Origin of the sequence: Janthinobacterium sp. SUN100, assembly GCF_030397705.1 — a bacterium.
Lineage (GTDB): Bacteria > Pseudomonadota > Gammaproteobacteria > Burkholderiales > Burkholderiaceae_D > Janthinobacterium > Janthinobacterium kumbetense.
Window position 1 is genome coordinate 1,394,610 of sequence record NZ_JAPUBU010000001.1, and the last position, 15,365, is coordinate 1,409,974.

The 15,365-nt window shown below is 59.2% G+C and carries 17 protein-coding genes and 2 tRNA genes; 5 read left to right on the forward strand and 14 right to left on the reverse strand.

The window, feature by feature from the left end; translation table 11 throughout:
* Positions 1-51 precede the first annotated feature (51 nt).
* From O0881_RS06020 to O0881_RS06070, 11 genes are all read right to left on the reverse strand, one after another.
* A complete protein-coding gene (locus O0881_RS06020) occupies positions 52-684 on the reverse strand; it encodes a response regulator transcription factor (RefSeq protein WP_034783185.1) in 633 nt (210 codons plus the stop codon).
* A gap of 210 nt (positions 685-894) precedes the next feature.
* Entirely contained in the window at positions 895-1,299 is a 405-nt protein-coding gene (locus O0881_RS06025; RefSeq protein WP_099667408.1) for a MerR family transcriptional regulator, read from the reverse strand.
* 10 nt (positions 1,300-1,309) lie between these two features.
* On the reverse strand, positions 1,310-1,657 hold the full coding sequence (locus O0881_RS06030; RefSeq protein ID WP_010399205.1) for an integration host factor subunit alpha: 348 nt from the start codon (positions 1,655-1,657) through the stop codon (positions 1,310-1,312).
* A 170-nt stretch (positions 1,658-1,827) separates the two neighbouring features.
* Entirely contained in the window at positions 1,828-4,254 is a 2,427-nt protein-coding gene (pheT, locus tag O0881_RS06035) for a phenylalanine--tRNA ligase subunit beta (protein WP_289910580.1), read from the reverse strand.
* 78 nt (positions 4,255-4,332) lie between these two features.
* Complete coding sequence (gene pheS, locus O0881_RS06040; protein WP_034751917.1) at positions 4,333-5,349, reverse strand: phenylalanine--tRNA ligase subunit alpha; 1,017 nt, start codon at positions 5,347-5,349, stop codon at positions 4,333-4,335.
* 147 nt (positions 5,350-5,496) lie between these two features.
* Positions 5,497-5,856 (reverse strand): 50S ribosomal protein L20, encoded by a 360-nt coding sequence (gene rplT, locus O0881_RS06045; protein WP_010399214.1) that lies wholly within the window; start codon positions 5,854-5,856, stop codon positions 5,497-5,499.
* A gap of 26 nt (positions 5,857-5,882) precedes the next feature.
* Positions 5,883-6,080, reverse strand: coding sequence for a 50S ribosomal protein L35 (rpmI, locus tag O0881_RS06050; protein WP_038493025.1), 198 nt, complete (start codon positions 6,078-6,080; stop codon positions 5,883-5,885).
* A 227-nt stretch (positions 6,081-6,307) separates the two neighbouring features.
* Complete coding sequence (gene infC / locus O0881_RS06055; protein WP_071650129.1) at positions 6,308-6,829, reverse strand: translation initiation factor IF-3; 522 nt, start codon at positions 6,827-6,829, stop codon at positions 6,308-6,310.
* Positions 6,830-6,880: 51 nt separating this feature from the next.
* Positions 6,881-8,788: a threonine--tRNA ligase gene (gene thrS / locus O0881_RS06060; RefSeq protein ID WP_102294334.1), complete on the reverse strand. Its 1,908-nt coding sequence runs from the start codon at positions 8,786-8,788 to the stop codon at positions 6,881-6,883.
* A 210-nt stretch (positions 8,789-8,998) separates the two neighbouring features.
* Positions 8,999-9,075: transfer RNA gene (locus O0881_RS06065), tRNA-Val, on the reverse strand.
* A gap of 89 nt (positions 9,076-9,164) precedes the next feature.
* Positions 9,165-9,241, reverse strand: a tRNA-Val gene (locus tag O0881_RS06070).
* Between the two features lie 137 nt (positions 9,242-9,378).
* Between O0881_RS06070 and O0881_RS06075 the strand changes: the two genes are divergently transcribed.
* Positions 9,379-9,843 (forward strand): hypothetical protein, encoded by a 465-nt coding sequence (locus O0881_RS06075; protein ID WP_289910581.1) that lies wholly within the window; start codon positions 9,379-9,381, stop codon positions 9,841-9,843.
* Positions 9,844-9,846: 3 nt separating this feature from the next.
* Here the strand turns inward: O0881_RS06075 and O0881_RS06080 are convergent, their stop codons facing one another.
* Positions 9,847-10,959 (reverse strand): acyltransferase, encoded by a 1,113-nt coding sequence (locus O0881_RS06080; protein ID WP_289910582.1) that lies wholly within the window; start codon positions 10,957-10,959, stop codon positions 9,847-9,849.
* 159 nt (positions 10,960-11,118) lie between these two features.
* On the opposite strand from O0881_RS06080, the gene O0881_RS06085 reads away from it, so the two are divergent.
* The gene (locus O0881_RS06085) at positions 11,119-12,072 is read left to right on the forward strand and encodes a succinylglutamate desuccinylase/aspartoacylase family protein (RefSeq protein ID WP_289910583.1); all 954 of its coding nucleotides are present in this window, start codon (positions 11,119-11,121) and stop codon (positions 12,070-12,072) included.
* On the opposite strand, the gene O0881_RS06090 is transcribed toward O0881_RS06085, so the two are convergent.
* Both O0881_RS06090 and sugE read right to left on the reverse strand, forming a co-directional pair.
* The gene (locus O0881_RS06090; RefSeq protein ID WP_289911459.1) at positions 12,073-12,402 is read right to left on the reverse strand and encodes an SMR family transporter; all 330 of its coding nucleotides are present in this window, start codon (positions 12,400-12,402) and stop codon (positions 12,073-12,075) included. It lies immediately after the preceding gene.
* 23 nt (positions 12,403-12,425) lie between these two features.
* Positions 12,426-12,746: a quaternary ammonium compound efflux SMR transporter SugE gene (gene sugE, locus O0881_RS06095; RefSeq protein ID WP_034783172.1), complete on the reverse strand. Its 321-nt coding sequence runs from the start codon at positions 12,744-12,746 to the stop codon at positions 12,426-12,428.
* Positions 12,747-12,957: 211 nt separating this feature from the next.
* Between sugE and O0881_RS06100 the strand changes: the two genes are divergently transcribed.
* From O0881_RS06100 to O0881_RS06110, 3 genes are all read left to right on the forward strand, one after another.
* The gene (locus O0881_RS06100) at positions 12,958-13,317 is read left to right on the forward strand and encodes a DUF1304 domain-containing protein (RefSeq protein WP_150131136.1); all 360 of its coding nucleotides are present in this window, start codon (positions 12,958-12,960) and stop codon (positions 13,315-13,317) included.
* A gap of 157 nt (positions 13,318-13,474) precedes the next feature.
* Positions 13,475-14,050, forward strand: a complete 576-nt coding sequence (locus O0881_RS06105; RefSeq protein ID WP_289910584.1) for a hypothetical protein — start codon at positions 13,475-13,477, stop codon at positions 14,048-14,050.
* A gap of 73 nt (positions 14,051-14,123) precedes the next feature.
* Positions 14,124-15,296, forward strand: a complete 1,173-nt coding sequence (locus O0881_RS06110) for a helix-turn-helix transcriptional regulator (protein WP_289910586.1) — start codon at positions 14,124-14,126, stop codon at positions 15,294-15,296.
* Positions 15,297-15,365 lie beyond the last annotated feature (69 nt).

The window sequence follows — 15,365 nt, forward strand, 5'->3', positions numbered from 1 at the left end:
CGTGCCGGCTGGCTGGCTGAGCGATCATGTTTCCATGATCGCACCGCAGCGCTAGTCAAGCAAATTGTTTTTCATTGCGTAATAGGTCAAGTCGCTGTTGGATTGCAAGCCCATTTTTTCCATGATGCGCGTACGGTAAGTACTCACCGTCTTGATGCTCAGCGACAAGGCGACACCGATATCGGACACGGTGGCGCCGCGCGCCAGGCGCAGGAAGACCTGGAATTCGCGGTCCGACAATTCCGTGTGCAAAGCGGCATTCGTATCGCGGTCGAACGATTGCGCCAGCAATTCGCCGACGGTGGAGCTGACATAACGGCGGCCCTGGAACACGGTGCGCACGGCCGTCATCAGCTCGTCGGCTTCGCATTCCTTGTTCAGATAGCCATTCGCGCCCATCTTGAACAGGTTCAACGCGTATTGCTGCGCGGGATAGCCGCTGAGTATCAGCACGGGCAATTCCGGCTGGCCCTGGCGGATCGTGCGCAGGGTATCGATGCCGCTCTGATCGGGCATGGCTATATCGAGCAGCAATACATCGCAAATTTCGCGGCGGGCGATATCGAGCGCTTCGCGCCCCGTACCGGCTTCCGCCACCACACTGAAATCGCTCGACGACGAAAAAATCTGTTTGAATCCAGCTCGTACTATTTGGTGATCATCACAAATGGCAACGCGTATCATTGTTTCCCCTTAAATTTTCCTGGCCTGGGAAAGACTACCGGAACCTGAACGCTGCTCCGGTTCAGCGTCACTAACAAAAACGCAACATTAACATTATATTCAAAATATGGCGCGCCGTACGGTAGCGTCAGCGCCAAGGCCGAGCGCCCATGCAGTATAGTCAACTTAGTCAACTGCTACCGGACAACCCCACCTATATTGGTACAAATCTTATTTTAGCAAGTTTAAAATCGCAATTAATTCATTGCGTATCCACACGCGGTCCAGCGGCGCTTCCTGCGGCGCGACGGGCACGGCCGGCAGCACTGGCAGCTCGTCGGCGATGGCATGCGAAGCGCCACGACTATCGAGCTTGTTGCGGGCACCGCTGATGGTAAAGCCCTGCTCGTACAGCAATTCGCGGATGCGGCGTATCAACAGCACCTCATGGTGCTGATAATAACGGCGGTTACCACGTCGTTTGACCGGCTTGAGCTGGGAAAACTCCTGCTCCCAGTAGCGCAATACATGCGGTTTGACGCCGCACAACTCGCTCACCTCGCCGATCGTGAAATAGCGTTTCGCCGGAATGGGCGGCAAGGCGATCAACTCGGTTTTACTGATGCGCTCGTTCATCGCCACTCACTCAGGCAGCACGTGCCAGCGGACTGGTCTCTTCGACCATGCTTTTCAGCTTCTGGCTCGCATGGAAGGTCACGACGCGGCGCGCCGTGATGGGAATCTCTTCGCCCGTCTTCGGATTGCGGCCCGGCCGCTGCGGCTTGTCGCGCAACTGGAAGTTGCCGAAACCGGACAGCTTGACGGCCTCGCCCCGTTCGAGCGCATTGCGGATCTCGTCGAAAAAGGTCTCGACCATATCCTTCGCTTCGCGCTTGTTCAGGCCCACCTGCTCGAACAACAGTTCGGCCAGTTCCGCCTTGGTCAAGGTGGGTAAATCTTTTTCCGCTTCCTGGCGCACTTTGGCAACCAGCATGGCCCGATGCAGATCTGCGGCCAGTGCGGACTGCAGTACGGCGGAATCAACGTCGCTGTTATTAATTTTCCTGCCCTGCCTTTTCTGTGCGCCCGAGCTCGCCACATGGCAAGCTCGTCTACGGTTGACGACGGAAAGGCCGTCACGCAAGGCGACGGCCAGTCCGGTAATTACGAACGCAGTTTCGCGTCGTGGCCCTGCTTGGCCGCATCGATGAGGACAGCCATCAGGCCATCGACAACATCGTCTTGCAGGGTGTTTTGAGTATCTTGCAAGCTAATCCGGAAAGCAAGGCTTTTTTCATCCGCTTCCAGCCCTTTTCCACGATATTCATCAAATAAAACAATGGCTTGCACGATACGCGCTGCCGGGCTCGACTTGGCGGCGGCGTGGAAGCTGTCGAGCAGATCCTGCACGGCCACCGATTGCTTGACGACCACGGCCAGGTCGCGGCTGGCGCCAGGGAATTTCGAGATTTCCTGGTACACGGGCACGACTCGTTGCGTCAGGGCAGCGGCGTCGACTTCGAACAGCACGGGCGCCAGCGGCAAGTCATACTTTTGCATCCAGCGCGGGTGCAGTTCGCCGATGAAACCGATGACCTTGCCATCGAGCTCCACGTTGGCCGAACGGCCCGGATGCAGGGCCGGATGCTCCGCCTTGCTGAAACGCAAGACCAGCGGCGCGAACAGCGCTTCCAGGTCCGCCTTCACGTCGAAGAAGTCGACCGTGCGCGCAGCCTGGCCCCATTGCTCGTCGGCCACCGCGCCGTAGGCCATGGCCGCCACGCGCTTCGGCTGTGCGTAACCGGCCACCGACAGGGGACCGTTTTCCACGCTGTCGTCGCGCTGGTAGATGGCGCCCACTTCGAAGATGCGCACGCGGTTCGTCTTGCGGTTCAGGTTGTAGCGCACATTGGCGATCAGGCTGCCAATCAGCGAGGAGCGCATCACGCTCATCTGGCTGGCGATCGGGTTCTGCAATTTGATCGGATTCGTGTTGCCCGAGAAATCGCGCTCCCATGCCGTATCGACAAAGCTCATGTTAACCACTTCCTGGAAGCCCAGGTCGGCCAGCTCATGACGTACCGCAAACAAGGAGCGGGTATTTTCTGGTGCAATCTGCATCACGTTCGCGGCCACGGGCGGCAAGGTCGGGATGTTTTCAAAGCCGTACACGCGCGCCACTTCCTCGATCAAGTCTTCCTCGATCTCGATGTCGAAACGGTAGCTGGGCGAGGTCACGGAAAACACGCCGTCCGCCAGGGTGAATGGCAGGGCCAGGCGCGTGAAGATATCGGCGATCAGCTCATCGTTGAGCGGCACGCCGATGACTTTTTGCGCGCGCGCCGTGCGCATCGACACAGGCTGGCGTTGCGGCAAGTTCACCACGTGGTCGTCGACGGGGCCGACGGTCGTGGCTGGCGTACCGCAGATTTCCACGATCAGGGCCGTGATGCGCTCGATGTGCTCGACGGTGGTGGCGAAATCGACGCCGCGCTCGAAGCGGTGCGCCGCATCGGTCGAGAAATTCAGGCGGCGGGCGCGGCCTTGAATGGCGTTCGGCCACCAGAAGGCCGCTTCCAGGTAGATGCTGTCCGTATCATCCGATACGGAGCTGGCGTCGCCGCCCATGATGCCGGCCAAGGATTCGATTTCCTGCTCATCGGCAATGACGCCGAGCCACTCGTCGACGGCGATGGTGTTGCCGTTCAACAGCTTGACGGATTCGCCCGCCTTGCCCCAACGCACGTCGAGGCTGCCGTGGATCTTTGCCAGGTCGAACACGTGGCTGGGACGGCCCAGTTCCAGCATGACATAGTTGGAAATGTCGACCAGGGCCGACAGCGGACGCTGGCCGCTGCGCTCGAGGCGCTGCTTCATCCAGTCCGGCGTGGCGGCACGGGCATTCAAGCCGCGGATGACGCGGCCCGTGAAACGGCCGCACAGATCCGGCGCGCTGACTTTCACTGGCAACACTTCATCGCTGGTGACAGGCACGGTGCGGAACTGCGGCGCATTCAGGGGCACGCCCGTCAAGGCCGACACTTCGCGCGCCACGCCCAGCACGGACAGGCAGTCCGCCTTGTTCGGCGTCAACTTGATAGTGAATTTCAAGTCGTTGAGCGCAAAGTAATCGCGGAAATTCTGGCCGATCGGCGCGTCGTCCGGCAATTCCAGCAAGCCGGCGTTTTCTTCCGACAATTTCAATTCGCGCGCGGAGCACAGCATGCCTTGCGACTCGACGCCGCGCAGCTGGCCTACCTTGATTTCAAACGGCTTGCCATCGGCGCCAGGCGGCAGCACGGCGCCGGCCATGGCGCACACGACTTTCAAGCCCGGGCGCACGTTCGGCGCGCCACAGACGATGTTGAGCATGGTGCCCGTGCCGACGTCGACCTGGCACACATTCAGGCGGTCCGCGTTCGGATGTTTTTCCATCTCCAGGACCAGGCCCACCACCACGTTCGAGAACGGGGGCGCGACAGGATCGACGTCCTCGACTTCGAGACCGGACATGGTCAGCAGATGGGCCAGTTCGTCCGAAGTCATCTTCGGATCGACCATGGTACGGAGCCAGTTTTCGGAAAATTGCATAATCAAGCCTTCAAAGGGTCAAAGCTCACAGCGCGAGCGCACAGGCACTCAAGCGCCATGAATCAAACGGAACAATGCTTAGTTGAACTGCTTCAGGAAACGCAAGTCGCCCTCATAGAACAGGCGCAGGTCGTTGATGCCGTAGCGCAACATCGTCAAGCGTTCCAGGCCGGAGCCGAAAGCAAAACCGATGAATTTCTCGGGATCGAGGCCGAAGTTCTTCACCACGGTCGGATGCACCTGGCCGGCGCCCGACACTTCCAGCCAGCGGCCTTTCAGCGGGCCCGAACCGAAGGCGATGTCGATCTCGGCCGACGGTTCCGTAAACGGGAAGTACGACGGGCGGAAGCGCACTTGCAAGTCGTCCGTCTCGAAGAATGCCTTGACGAAGTTCAGGTACACGCCCTTCAGGTCGGCAAAGCTGATGTCTTCGGCGATCCACAGGCCTTCGACCTGGTGGAACATCGGCGAATGGGTGGCGTCGCTGTCGACGCGGTAGGTGCGGCCCGGCGCGATGACCTTGATCGGCGGCGTGTGCGTGCGCGCATAGCGCACCTGCATCGGGCTCGTGTGCGTGCGCAGCAGCAAGGGCTTGCCATCGGTATCGTTGCCGTCGATGTAGAAAGTGTCTTGCATGGAACGGGCTGGATGGTTTTCCGGGCTGTTGAGCGCCGTGAAGTTGGTCCAGTCGTTCTCGATTTCGGGGCCGTCGGCCACGTCGAAACCGATGGAGCGGAAGATTTCCTCGACACGCTCCCACGTGCGCATCACGGGATGGATGCCGCCGGGCATGCGGCCACGGCCTGGCAGGGTCACGTCGATCGCTTCGGCGTTCAGGCGGCCTTGCATCTGGGCATCGGCCAGTGCATCACGGCGCGCCGTCAGCGCGTCCTCGATCTGCACTTTGACGGCGTTGATCAAGGCGCCTTGCGCCTTGCGCGCGTCCGGGTCCAGCTTGCCCAGGCCCTTCATCATTTCAGTAATCTGGCCAGTCTTGCCCAGGTAGCGGGCTTTGGCGTTTTCAAGTGCGGCAGCGTCTGCGGCGGCGATAAAGTCAGCCTGGGCCGAGACGACGAGTTCTTCTAGGGAGTTCATGCGGCATTTCCTGTTTTGGACATCAATTCTGGACTCAGTTATCTAAAATCCAACAATCAAAAACGGAAACGGGGCATAAGGTGTTAAAACCCCTGCCCCGCTCTTTATGACGTCACCCTACGGATGACGTTGTGCAATGACCGATGCTTACGCAGCGATTTTTGCTTTAACTGCGTTGACAATCGCAGCGAATGCTGGCTTGTCCATCACAGCCATATCGGCCAGGACTTTACGGTCCAGTTCGATATTTGCTTTTTTCAAGCCGTTCATGAATACGCTGTACGTTACGCCATGCTCACGGGAAGCGGCGTTGATACGGGCGATCCACAGGCGGCGGAAAACGCGCTTCTTGTTGCGGCGATCGCGGTAAGCGTATTGGCCAGCGCGCATAACTGCTTGCTTGGCAACACGGTATACACGGCTGCGGCGACCACGGTAGCCTTTAGCTTGAACAAGAATCTTCTTATGACGGGCACGAGCTGTAACCCCACGTTTTACTCTAGGCATAGTAACTCCTTAAATTGAGTGTGAGATTAAGCAGTCGGCATCATGCGCATGACGGATGTGACATCCGATGCGTTGATGTTACGGGTACCGCGCAACTGACGTTTGTTTTTGGTGGTTTTCTTGGTCAGGATGTGGCGTTTGAACGCGTGACCCGACTTGACTGTTCCACCTGGACGCACGCGAAAACGTTTTTTCGCGGAGCTTTTGGTCTTCATTTTAGGCATAGCAATCTGTCCTCTTACGGACAGCTCCATTTATAACAGGATTGCAGGTGGCAACACGACGCTGCGCTTAGATGCCTGCTTTCACATGTTGTGCAGCGGATGCGAGTCCACTACAGTTCACGCGGCCCGGACATTGCTGACCGGGCCGCGCAAATTCTGCCTGGGGTTTGACACCGCGCCAATGCCGGCGCGAGCAGTTTCCACCCACAGTAAAACGCTATTGTATCTTACTTCTTCTTCTTAGGCGAAAGAACCATGATCATTTGGCGGCCTTCCATCTTCGGGAACTGCTCGACCTGGCCGTACGGCTCCAGATCGGCTTTCAGACGTTCCAGCATGCGGAAGCCAATATCCTGATGCGCCATCTCACGACCGCGGAAACGCAAGGTGATCTTGGTTTTATCGCCATCTTCGAGGAACTTGATGAGATTACGCAACTTGATATTGTAGTCACCATCATCAGTCCCCGGACGGAATTTGACTTCCTTCACGAGGATGATCTTTTGCTTCAATTTGGCTTCGTGAGCTTTCTTTTGCTCCGAATACTTAAATTTGCCGTAGTCCATCAAACGGCACACCGGTGGCTGCGCGGTAGGCGCAATTTCCACCAGGTCGACGTTTGCCTCTTCCGCCAGGCGGAAGGCTTCAGCCAAACTTACGATACCGAGTGGCTCGTTATCGACCCCGCTTAAACGCATTTCAGGGGCAGTGATTTCGCCATTGATGCGATGTGACTTGTCAGTAGCTATTGTAATTTCCTTTAAAAATCTTGTAAGACGGTCGTGCAGCGAGTTTCCTCGTCAGGCCTTGGTGTCGACTTCATGTTTGAGTCGCTCAATCAGGGCATCGACGGACATGACGCCCAGATCGACATTGCCCCGCGCCCGCACGGCCACTGTATTCGCATCCCGCTCTTTGTCGCCAATCACTAAGATGTAAGGCAATTTTTGTACGGAATGTTCACGTATTTTATAGGTAATCTTCTCGTTACGCAAATCAGCCTGTACGCGCAGCCCCGCTTTGCGCAGTTTTGTTGTTACTTCTTGTACATAATCAGCTTGAGCGTCGGAAATATTCAACACCGACACTTGCACTGGCGACAACCACAGCGGCATGGCGCCCGCATAGTGTTCGATCAGGATGCCGATGAAACGTTCCAGCGAACCGACGATCGCGCGGTGCAGCATGATGGGCACCTGGCGCGTGTTATCCACGGCCACATATTCGGCGCCCAGGCGACCCGGCATCGACGGATCGATCTGCACGGTGCCCACTTGCCATGCGCGGCCCAGGCTGTCTTTCAGGTGGTATTCGATCTTCGGACCATAGAATGCACCCTCGCCCGGCAATTCCGTCCACTCCACGCCGCAGGCGCGCAGGGCCGAACGCAGGGATTCCTCGGCGAAATCCCACGACTCTTCCGTACCGATGCGGTTATCCGGGCGCAGCGCCAGTTTCACGTCGATATTCGTAAAGCCGAAAGCCGTGTACACATCCATCGCCTGCTGGTGGAACGCCGTCACTTCTCCGGCGATCTGCTCTTCCAGGCAGAAAATGTGGCCATCGTCCTGCGTAAAGCCGCGCACGCGCATCATGCCGTGCAAGGCGCCCGACGGTTCGTTGCGGTGGCATTGGCCGAATTCGCCGTAGCGCAATGGCAAGTCGCGGTAGCTGCGCATGCCATTGTTGAAAATCTGGATATGGCCAGGGCAATTCATCGGTTTCAGCGCATAGGCGCGGTTTTCCGATTCCGTGATGAACATGTTTTCACGGTAATTATCCCAGTGACCGGTTTTTTCCCACAGGCCACGGTCGAGGATTTGCGGCGCCTTGACTTCCTGGTAACCGTTGACCTGGTACACATTGCGCATGTATTGCTCGACTTGCTGCCAGATCGACCAGCCCTTCGGGTGCCAGAAGATCAGGCCTGGCGCTTCTTCCTGGAAATGGAAGAAATCGAGCTGTTTACCCAGCTTGCGGTGGTCGCGCTTTTCCGCCTCTTCCAGGTTGTGCAGATACAGTTCCTGATCCTCCTTCTTGGCCCAGGCCGTGCCGTAGATACGCTGCAGCATCTCGTTTTTCGAGTCGCCGCGCCAGTAGGCGCCGGCCAGCTTCATCAGCTTGAAGACTTTCAGCTTGCCCGTCGATGGCACGTGGGGGCCGCGGCACAAGTCCGTGAACTTGCCTTCGGAATACAGCGACACTTCCTGGTCGGCCGGGATCGAACCAATCAATTCAGCCTTGTAGGCTTCGCCGATGCCCTTGAAGTATTCGATGGCTTCGTCGCGCGCGACAACCTTGCGCGTGACTTGCTCATCCTTCTTGGCCAGTTCCGCCATTTTCTTTTCGATCGCGACCAGGTCTTCCGGCGTGAACGGGCGCTTGTAGGCGAAGTCATAGTAAAAACCGTTATCGATCACGGGACCGATGGTCACTTGCGCTTCCGGGAACAATTCCTTGACGGCATACGCCAGCAAGTGGGCCGTCGAGTGGCGGATCACTTCCAGGCCATCGGCGTCCTTGTCCGTCACAATCGCCAGTTCCGCATCTTGCTCGATCAGATAGGAAGTATCGACCAGCTTGCCATCGACCTTGCCGGCCAGGGCAGCCTTGGCCAGGCCGGTACCAATATTGGCCGCAACCTGGGCCACGGTGACCGGGCCGTCAAATTGACGGGCGGAACCATCGGGAAGTCGGATTGTAAGCATATTGATCTCCATATCGGCGCTGGCGCCAGGTAAAACTGCAATGTGATGGGTAAATAACTGAAAGGAAAACGCAGACGCAAAAAAACGCGGACTAGCCGCGTTTTTCACTTTCTTGAGACAAAGGAAACCCGTTCGACTAGCGTCACTCCCAAAGCTTGGTAGTAGTTCGCGGTGTCATAACCGGTTTTACCTTTCTCTCTAACTGCATTCTGGTGGGCGGTGAGGAATTCGAATCCCCGACCCCTTGGATGTCGACCAAGTATTCTAACCAGCTGAACTAACCGCCCGTAAAACTTTTGTTGATCATTGTATTTCAAATGACCGCTTGCGGCTTGCGCCAGCTTAAAACTCTTGAAAACTGCTTACTACTAAATTCTGGTGGGCGGTGAGGAATTCGAATCCCCGACCCCTTGGATGTCGACCAAGTATTCTAACCAGCTGAACTAACCGCCCCGAAGACCAGCATTATAGAGAGGCTTTCCCAGAATGACAAGGGCTCTTTTACAGGAAACTTTAATCATTTCTCGGGGCGTCAGCCCCCTTTATATAGAGAGGGCCCGGCGCACGCGGAATGCCGCTAGAATCGCGGCATGAACTCCACCCTATTCGCCTGGCTGAAAACCCTGAGCCGCATCTGCGGTTTTGAAACGGCCGACTCTTTCCCGCCCGGCCACCCATATGCGCGCACGCGCTGGGAAGCCGCGTATTTCGATATCGCCTCCGACGTAAAACCCGACGAGATGGAACGGCGCCTCTGCGCAGCCATCGCCAACACGCCGAGCGTCTTCGCCTACATCACCAATCCCACGCCGCGCATGCAGCGCGCGCTGCTGAACGTGATCCACGACCGGCTGCGGCGCCAGCCCGGCGCGGGCGCCACGGACCTGGTCTTGTTATTGATCAATGCCTACGCCAGCGAGCACATCATGGAAGCCGTGCCTGGCCTGCGCGCCCTGATCTTCAACACTGCACATGAAGAGACGAACCTGCGCGTGCATGCCATCCTGGAACTGCTGGTGGGCACGCCGCGGGGACTGGACGTGATCGACATGTAATCGTCACGCGTGATTGGCAGGCACATAGCGCGCCCGCAATCGCATGAACGGCGTTTCCACCAATCTATATAAGAGCCAGCCCGTGACGATGCTGACAGCGATACTGACCAGTATTGCGGTGAGGCCATCCGGCCCGTAGCCAAAGTCTTGCAACAAGGGCCGCAGCAGAATGCACAGCTGCTTGTGCAGCAGGTAGATCGCATACGACCACAGGGCCAGGCTGGCCGCGCCCGGCACGCGCAATTGATACAAAGCACTGGCAGGACTCAGCGCGGCGATCAGCAATAAGGTAAAACTGGCGGCCAGGGCCGGATAGCCGAACACCGTCACCCAATAACCATAGTGATCGGCGACGAACACGTAAAACATCAGCGCCGTGCCAAAGATTCCCGCCAGCAAGGTGCGATTGCCATAAGACGTCAGGCGCAGCCAGGCGCCAGGGTGGTAGTTTTTCAGCAGCGCCAGCGCCACGCCCGCCACCAGCTCGTCGAAACGGCACCACGACGCGTAATAAATGTATTTGTAATAGCCGAGGCCGCCTCGCGGCACGTGCACGTATTCATCCCACAGATAAGCACGCAGCAGCATGCCGACGATAAAGCTGGCGGCCACGGCCACCCACGCCCACAGCAGGGACTTGCGGCAAGCCGCGATCGCCAGCGCCACGGCCGGCAGCAGCACGTAGAACTGCTCTTCCACGCACAAGGACCACGCATGGGAAAACGCCGTGCCCGGCGTCAGATTGATGTTTTGCGTAAACGTCAGGAATTTCCACAGGGGAAGTAGCGCGCTATCGCCGCGAAACGCGGGCCACAAATAATACAGGGCCAGCACGGCATAGAAACTGGGCAAGGTGCGCAGGAAGCGCCGCGCATAGAAGTGCGGCAAGGAAAAGCCTTGCTCGCTGCGCAAGGCCGCAAAGATCTGGTTGCCGATCAGGTAGCCGCTGAGGGCAAAGAACAGGTCCACGCCCGTCCAGCCGATTTCTCCCCAGAAACCAAACGCCCCGCCCTCGCTGACGAACAACGAATAATGGTTCATGAAGACCAGCACGATGGCCAGCGCGCGCAAGGTGTCGAGGCCGTACAGGCGGGAAGGATGGGACGTACTGGTCATGGAATCGGCAAGGGAAAACAACATTGGCGCCGATCATGCCATGCCGGGATGGGCGATGGGTACATTCCTGGCGACATTTTTACGGGTGCCTGCCGCGAATCCCGCTAAAATATGCCGACCCCGCTTTCCCTTCCCTGATACCAATAGGATATGTCCAGCATGAGCAGCGCACTCCACTTCAAGTCCATCAACTACACGGGCCAGGGCAGCGGCCCGCGCCTGATCGTCACCGGCGCCGTGCACGGCAATGAAACCTGCGGCACCAAGGGCATCCACCGCGTGATGGCTGAACTCGACAGCGGCGCCCTGTCCATCGTGGCCGGCAGCGTCACGTTCGTGCCCATCACCAACCCGCTCGCTTACGCCAAGGGCGTGCGCAGCGGCGACCGCAACCTGAACCGCAACCTGTTCCCGAACGACAATCCGCAAGATTTCGAAGACCGCATCGCCAATTGGCTGTGTCCGCTGCTGGGCCAGCATGACGTGCTGCTCGACTTGCACTCGTTCAATGCCGACAGCCAACCCTTCGTCATGGTGGGACCGCGCAACAACGACGGCCCGCTGCAACCTTTTAAACATGAAGAAAAGGAACGCGCGCTGGCGCGCCGCCTGGGCGTGCGCCGCTTCGTCGACGGCTGGCTGCATGCGTATGGCCAGGGCGTGCAGCGCCGCCTGGGCAATAGCGACCAGGTAGGCCTGGTCTTGCGCTACGGCGTGGGCACGACGGAATACATGCGCTCGACGGGCGGTTACGCCCTCACCCTGGAATGCGGCCAGCATGCGGACCCGGCCGCGCCGGATGTCGCTTACCGCGCCATCATGAACACCTTGGCTTTCCTCGGTTTCATTGACGCGCCGCAACCGGAAGCCATCGCCGACGCCGACATGGAAGCGCTGAACATGGTCGTCGTGCACGACAAGCTGCATGCAAGCGACCGTTTCATCAAGACCTGGTCCAGCTTTGACAAGGTCAAACAGGGCGAGCAGATCGGCGTGCGCGCAGACGGCACGCCCGTGACGGCCGAATTCGACGCCTATATCCTGTTCCCCGACGTCAATGCGGCAGCCAATGCCGAGTGGTATTACCTGGCACGCGTGGCCAGCAGCTTTTGATTACTGCCCGACCGACTTGGAGAACAAGTTAATGACGAGCACGCCGGCAATGATCAGCCCCAGGCCGATCAAGGCCGGCGTGTCGAGGCTTTGCTTGAACCAGAACCAGCCGACGGCGGAAATGAGCACGATGCCCACGCCCGACCAGATCGCGTACACGATGCCGGTGGGAATGACCTTCAAGGTCAGGGACAGGCACCAGAAAGCGATGCTGTAGCCAACCACGGTGATGACGCTGGGCCACAAGCGGCTGAAGCCCTCGGACGCCTTCAAGGCGCTGGTGGCGATCACTTCGGCGATGATGGCGATGGCAAGGTAGAAATACGTCATGGCGAGGCTCATGCTGGCGTCCGTTATTGGGGGCTGAGTAATTTCAAGCCCAGGATGCCCGACACGATCAGGGCGATGCAGGCGATGCGCGCGGCGCTGGCCGGTTCGCCCAGCACCATGATGCCGAAGATGGCCGTGCCGACGGTGCCGATGCCCGTCCAGATGGCGTACGCCGTGCCCAGCGGCAAGGTGCGCAAGGCCAGGCCCAGCATCACCACGCTGCCCAGCATGGAAATAGCCGTCAGCACGGATGGCACGAGGCGGGTAAAGCCGGCACTGTATTTGAGGCCGATGGCCCAGCCGATTTCCAGCAAACCAGCCAATACCAAAATAATCCACGCCATCGTACTCTCCTGAGGCGGCAGGGTCGTCCCCGCCATGCAGCCCCGTCATCGAGCGGGGTCGTCCCCACAGGAGCAAAAGGAAAAGTATACCATTGGGTGAAAAGGCTTGCCGCCAGCACATTTTTCTAGTGTGGCCGCTCCAATCGAAAGTTGCCAAAAAACATGCTGATGGCAGCATAATTGGCGCATCCATTCACTTTCGGGAACAATGATGCTACTTCTGGCCCAAATCCTTACCGCCCTCATCCTGCTGCTGCACGTGTATATCGTGCTGCTGGAAACCGTGCTGTTCGATGCGCGCGGACGCAAGGTGTTTGGCCTATCGAAGGAAAAAGCGGAGATCGTGCGTCCCGCCATGTCGAACCAGGGTTGCTACAACGGTTTTCTCGTCGCGGCGCTGGCGCTGGGCTTTTTTCACCCGGACGCGGCCATCGCCCATGCGTTTACCGTGTTCGGCCTGGCGTGCATCGCCGTGGCCGGCGCATGGGGCGCGGCCACCGTCATGACGCGCATCCTCTACCTGCAAACGGTGCCTGCCGTCATCGCCTTGCTGCTGTTCCACTTCGCCTGATCCTCGCCGGGGCGGCCAGCCGGCCGCCCTACCCCACTCCGTGCCGCCGGCGCATACCCCAAATGGGTGATGTTTCCAAAAAACATGCCCGATACAATTCCTTGTAGCAAAGATACCACCAGACACATGGTGGCAAGTCACCTTCCCAGGGAAAATCATGCAAGCACATCCAACTACCTTTGCCGTCACTTTGCTCGGCTGCCTCATGCTGTCCGCCTGCGGCGGCGGCAGCAGCGCCGACAGTGGCTCGGGCGGCGGCTCCACCAGCGCCAGCGGCGGCACCTCGCCCACCTGCCAGTACAACAATCTGATCAGCGATACGGAACGCAAGCAGGCCAGCGCCTGCGGCATCCAGGTATCGGGCAACTACGCCCAGGCCGATTCCGGCTATGACAGTGTGATCGCCGCCTGCAAGCAGGGCGAAAAGGCCAAGGCGGATACCTACTACAGCGGCACGTACCAGAAAATGGTCGACTACGCGCGCTCCGTGAGCAAGGAACTCGGCTGCGGGCAAAACAACGGCACTACCTTGCCCAACAACACCGTGGCCAGCAGCTACAATTTCTGTGTCAAAAGCACCACCGTCAATGGTAAGCTCAGCTATGAAGGCGCTTGCTACGGCCCCGTCAAATCCGGCGAAGGGGGCTGCGGCAGCGGTTATAACTATGTGAGCCAGTACGCCAGCCTCAGCACGTGCACTTCCGGCGGAAAAAGCTGGCTGGAGTCGCGCTAGGGAAGCCGGGCGGCCGCTGCCAAGGCCGCCCGCGCCATGCCTTGTCCACCGCTTGCCGCCATGAGGATCGCCAATGACGCCATCGCTCGCCGTCGCCAGCCAGGCACTGATTACCCTGATCTATGAAGCGGCCACACAACATATCCAATGGCAAGATTTCCTTGCCGCCTTTGCACGCCAGTTGAAATCGCACGCGGGCTTGATCTGGGCCAATGATTTCAGCAACCGCTCGGTCGACGTCCAGCTGCCCGGCAGCGGCCTGTCCGCCACCTATGGCTTCGAAACGGATGCCATGGCCAGCTTTGCCAGCTATTACGGCGCGCGCAATGTCTGGCTGGAAGACGCCACCCTGCACCACGAAGGCGCCGTCGTCACCGGCTCCATGCTGTTTCCCGACCATTGCCTGAAGAAAACCGAATACTGGACGGACTGGCTGCGCCCGCAAGACATCTTTTATACGGCGGCGGCCATCGTCGAATTGCGCGCCGAGCGCTCCACCAACGTCACCGTGGTGCGCCGCGAACGGGCGGGCGCCTACGAGGCGGGCGAGCTGGCGCTGATCCGCAGCCTGATGCCGCATTTGCAGACGGCCTTTGCCCTGCAGCGCAAGCTGCGCCGGCTGGAAGTGCTGTCCCGGAGTTCCACCCAGGTGCTGGAATTGCTGCCGTTTGGCGTGCTGCTGCTCGACGCCACGTCGCAATTGCTGTACGCCAACGAACGGGCGCTGGCCATGACGGCTGCGACGCGGCTGCTGCAGTTGCGTGAAGGCGCGCCCCTGTATTGCCCGCGAGAAGCGGACAACGGCGCGCTGCGGCGCATGCTGCATGAGGCGGCGCAAACGGGCACGACGGCGGCAGGCGGCCCCGGCGGCGTGCTCAACCTGAGCGGCTTGACGGGAGAACAGCTGCGCCTGCGCGTCACGCCCCTGCCCTCCTGGCACAGTCCTTTCGGCTCGGCCAGCGCCATCGCCGTCTTTCTCAGCGATAGCAGCGACCTGATCACCTCCCTGGCCGCCACCCTGCGCAATTTCTATGGCATGACGGTGGCCGAGGCGCGCCTGACGGAAGCGCTCGTCAACGGCTATTCCCTGCAGGAATATGCCGAGCGCCAGCGCATCTCCATTCACACGGCGCGCACGCAGATCAAGAGCGCCACCGCCAAGGCCGGCGCCCAGCGCCAGGTGGACCTGGTGCGCATCGTGTTGACGGGCCCGGCCGTGCTGCAGCGCAATCCCCTTCCCGCCTGAATCCGTTCAAAAACGCGCGCCGCCAGCACGCTTTTCATTTATATCGTAAGATAGATATATCGCAAAACA

Bases quoted from the DNA above. Each gene is read 5' to 3' on its own strand.
- O0881_RS06105 (WP_289910584.1), top strand. From the start codon at position 13,475: ATGCAAGCACATCCAACTACCTTTGCCGTCACTTTGCTCGGCTGCCTC.
- pheT (WP_289910580.1), bottom strand. From the start codon at position 4,254: ATGCAATTTTCCGAAAACTGGCTCCGTACCATGGTCGATCCGAAGATG.
- rplT (WP_010399214.1), bottom strand. From the start codon at position 5,856: ATGCCTAGAGTAAAACGTGGGGTTACAGCTCGTGCCCGTCATAAGAAG.
- O0881_RS06020 (WP_034783185.1), bottom strand. From the start codon at position 684: ATGATACGCGTTGCCATTTGTGATGATCACCAAATAGTACGAGCTGGA.
- O0881_RS06075 (WP_289910581.1), top strand. From the start codon at position 9,379: ATGAACTCCACCCTATTCGCCTGGCTGAAAACCCTGAGCCGCATCTGC.
- rpmI (WP_038493025.1), bottom strand. From the start codon at position 6,080: ATGCCTAAAATGAAGACCAAAAGCTCCGCGAAAAAACGTTTTCGCGTG.
- thrS (WP_102294334.1), bottom strand. From the start codon at position 8,788: ATGCTTACAATCCGACTTCCCGATGGTTCCGCCCGTCAATTTGACGGC.
- pheS (WP_034751917.1), bottom strand. From the start codon at position 5,349: ATGAACTCCCTAGAAGAACTCGTCGTCTCGGCCCAGGCTGACTTTATC.
- O0881_RS06090 (WP_289911459.1), bottom strand. From the start codon at position 12,402: ATGACGTATTTCTACCTTGCCATCGCCATCATCGCCGAAGTGATCGCC.
- O0881_RS06085 (WP_289910583.1), top strand. From the start codon at position 11,119: ATGAGCAGCGCACTCCACTTCAAGTCCATCAACTACACGGGCCAGGGC.
- O0881_RS06080 (WP_289910582.1), bottom strand. From the start codon at position 10,959: ATGACCAGTACGTCCCATCCTTCCCGCCTGTACGGCCTCGACACCTTG.
- O0881_RS06025 (WP_099667408.1), bottom strand. From the start codon at position 1,299: ATGAACGAGCGCATCAGTAAAACCGAGTTGATCGCCTTGCCGCCCATT.
- O0881_RS06110 (WP_289910586.1), top strand. From the start codon at position 14,124: ATGACGCCATCGCTCGCCGTCGCCAGCCAGGCACTGATTACCCTGATC.
- sugE (WP_034783172.1), bottom strand. From the start codon at position 12,746: ATGGCGTGGATTATTTTGGTATTGGCTGGTTTGCTGGAAATCGGCTGG.
- O0881_RS06100 (WP_150131136.1), top strand. From the start codon at position 12,958: ATGCTACTTCTGGCCCAAATCCTTACCGCCCTCATCCTGCTGCTGCAC.
- O0881_RS06030 (WP_010399205.1), bottom strand. From the start codon at position 1,657: ATGCTGGTTGCCAAAGTGCGCCAGGAAGCGGAAAAAGATTTACCCACC.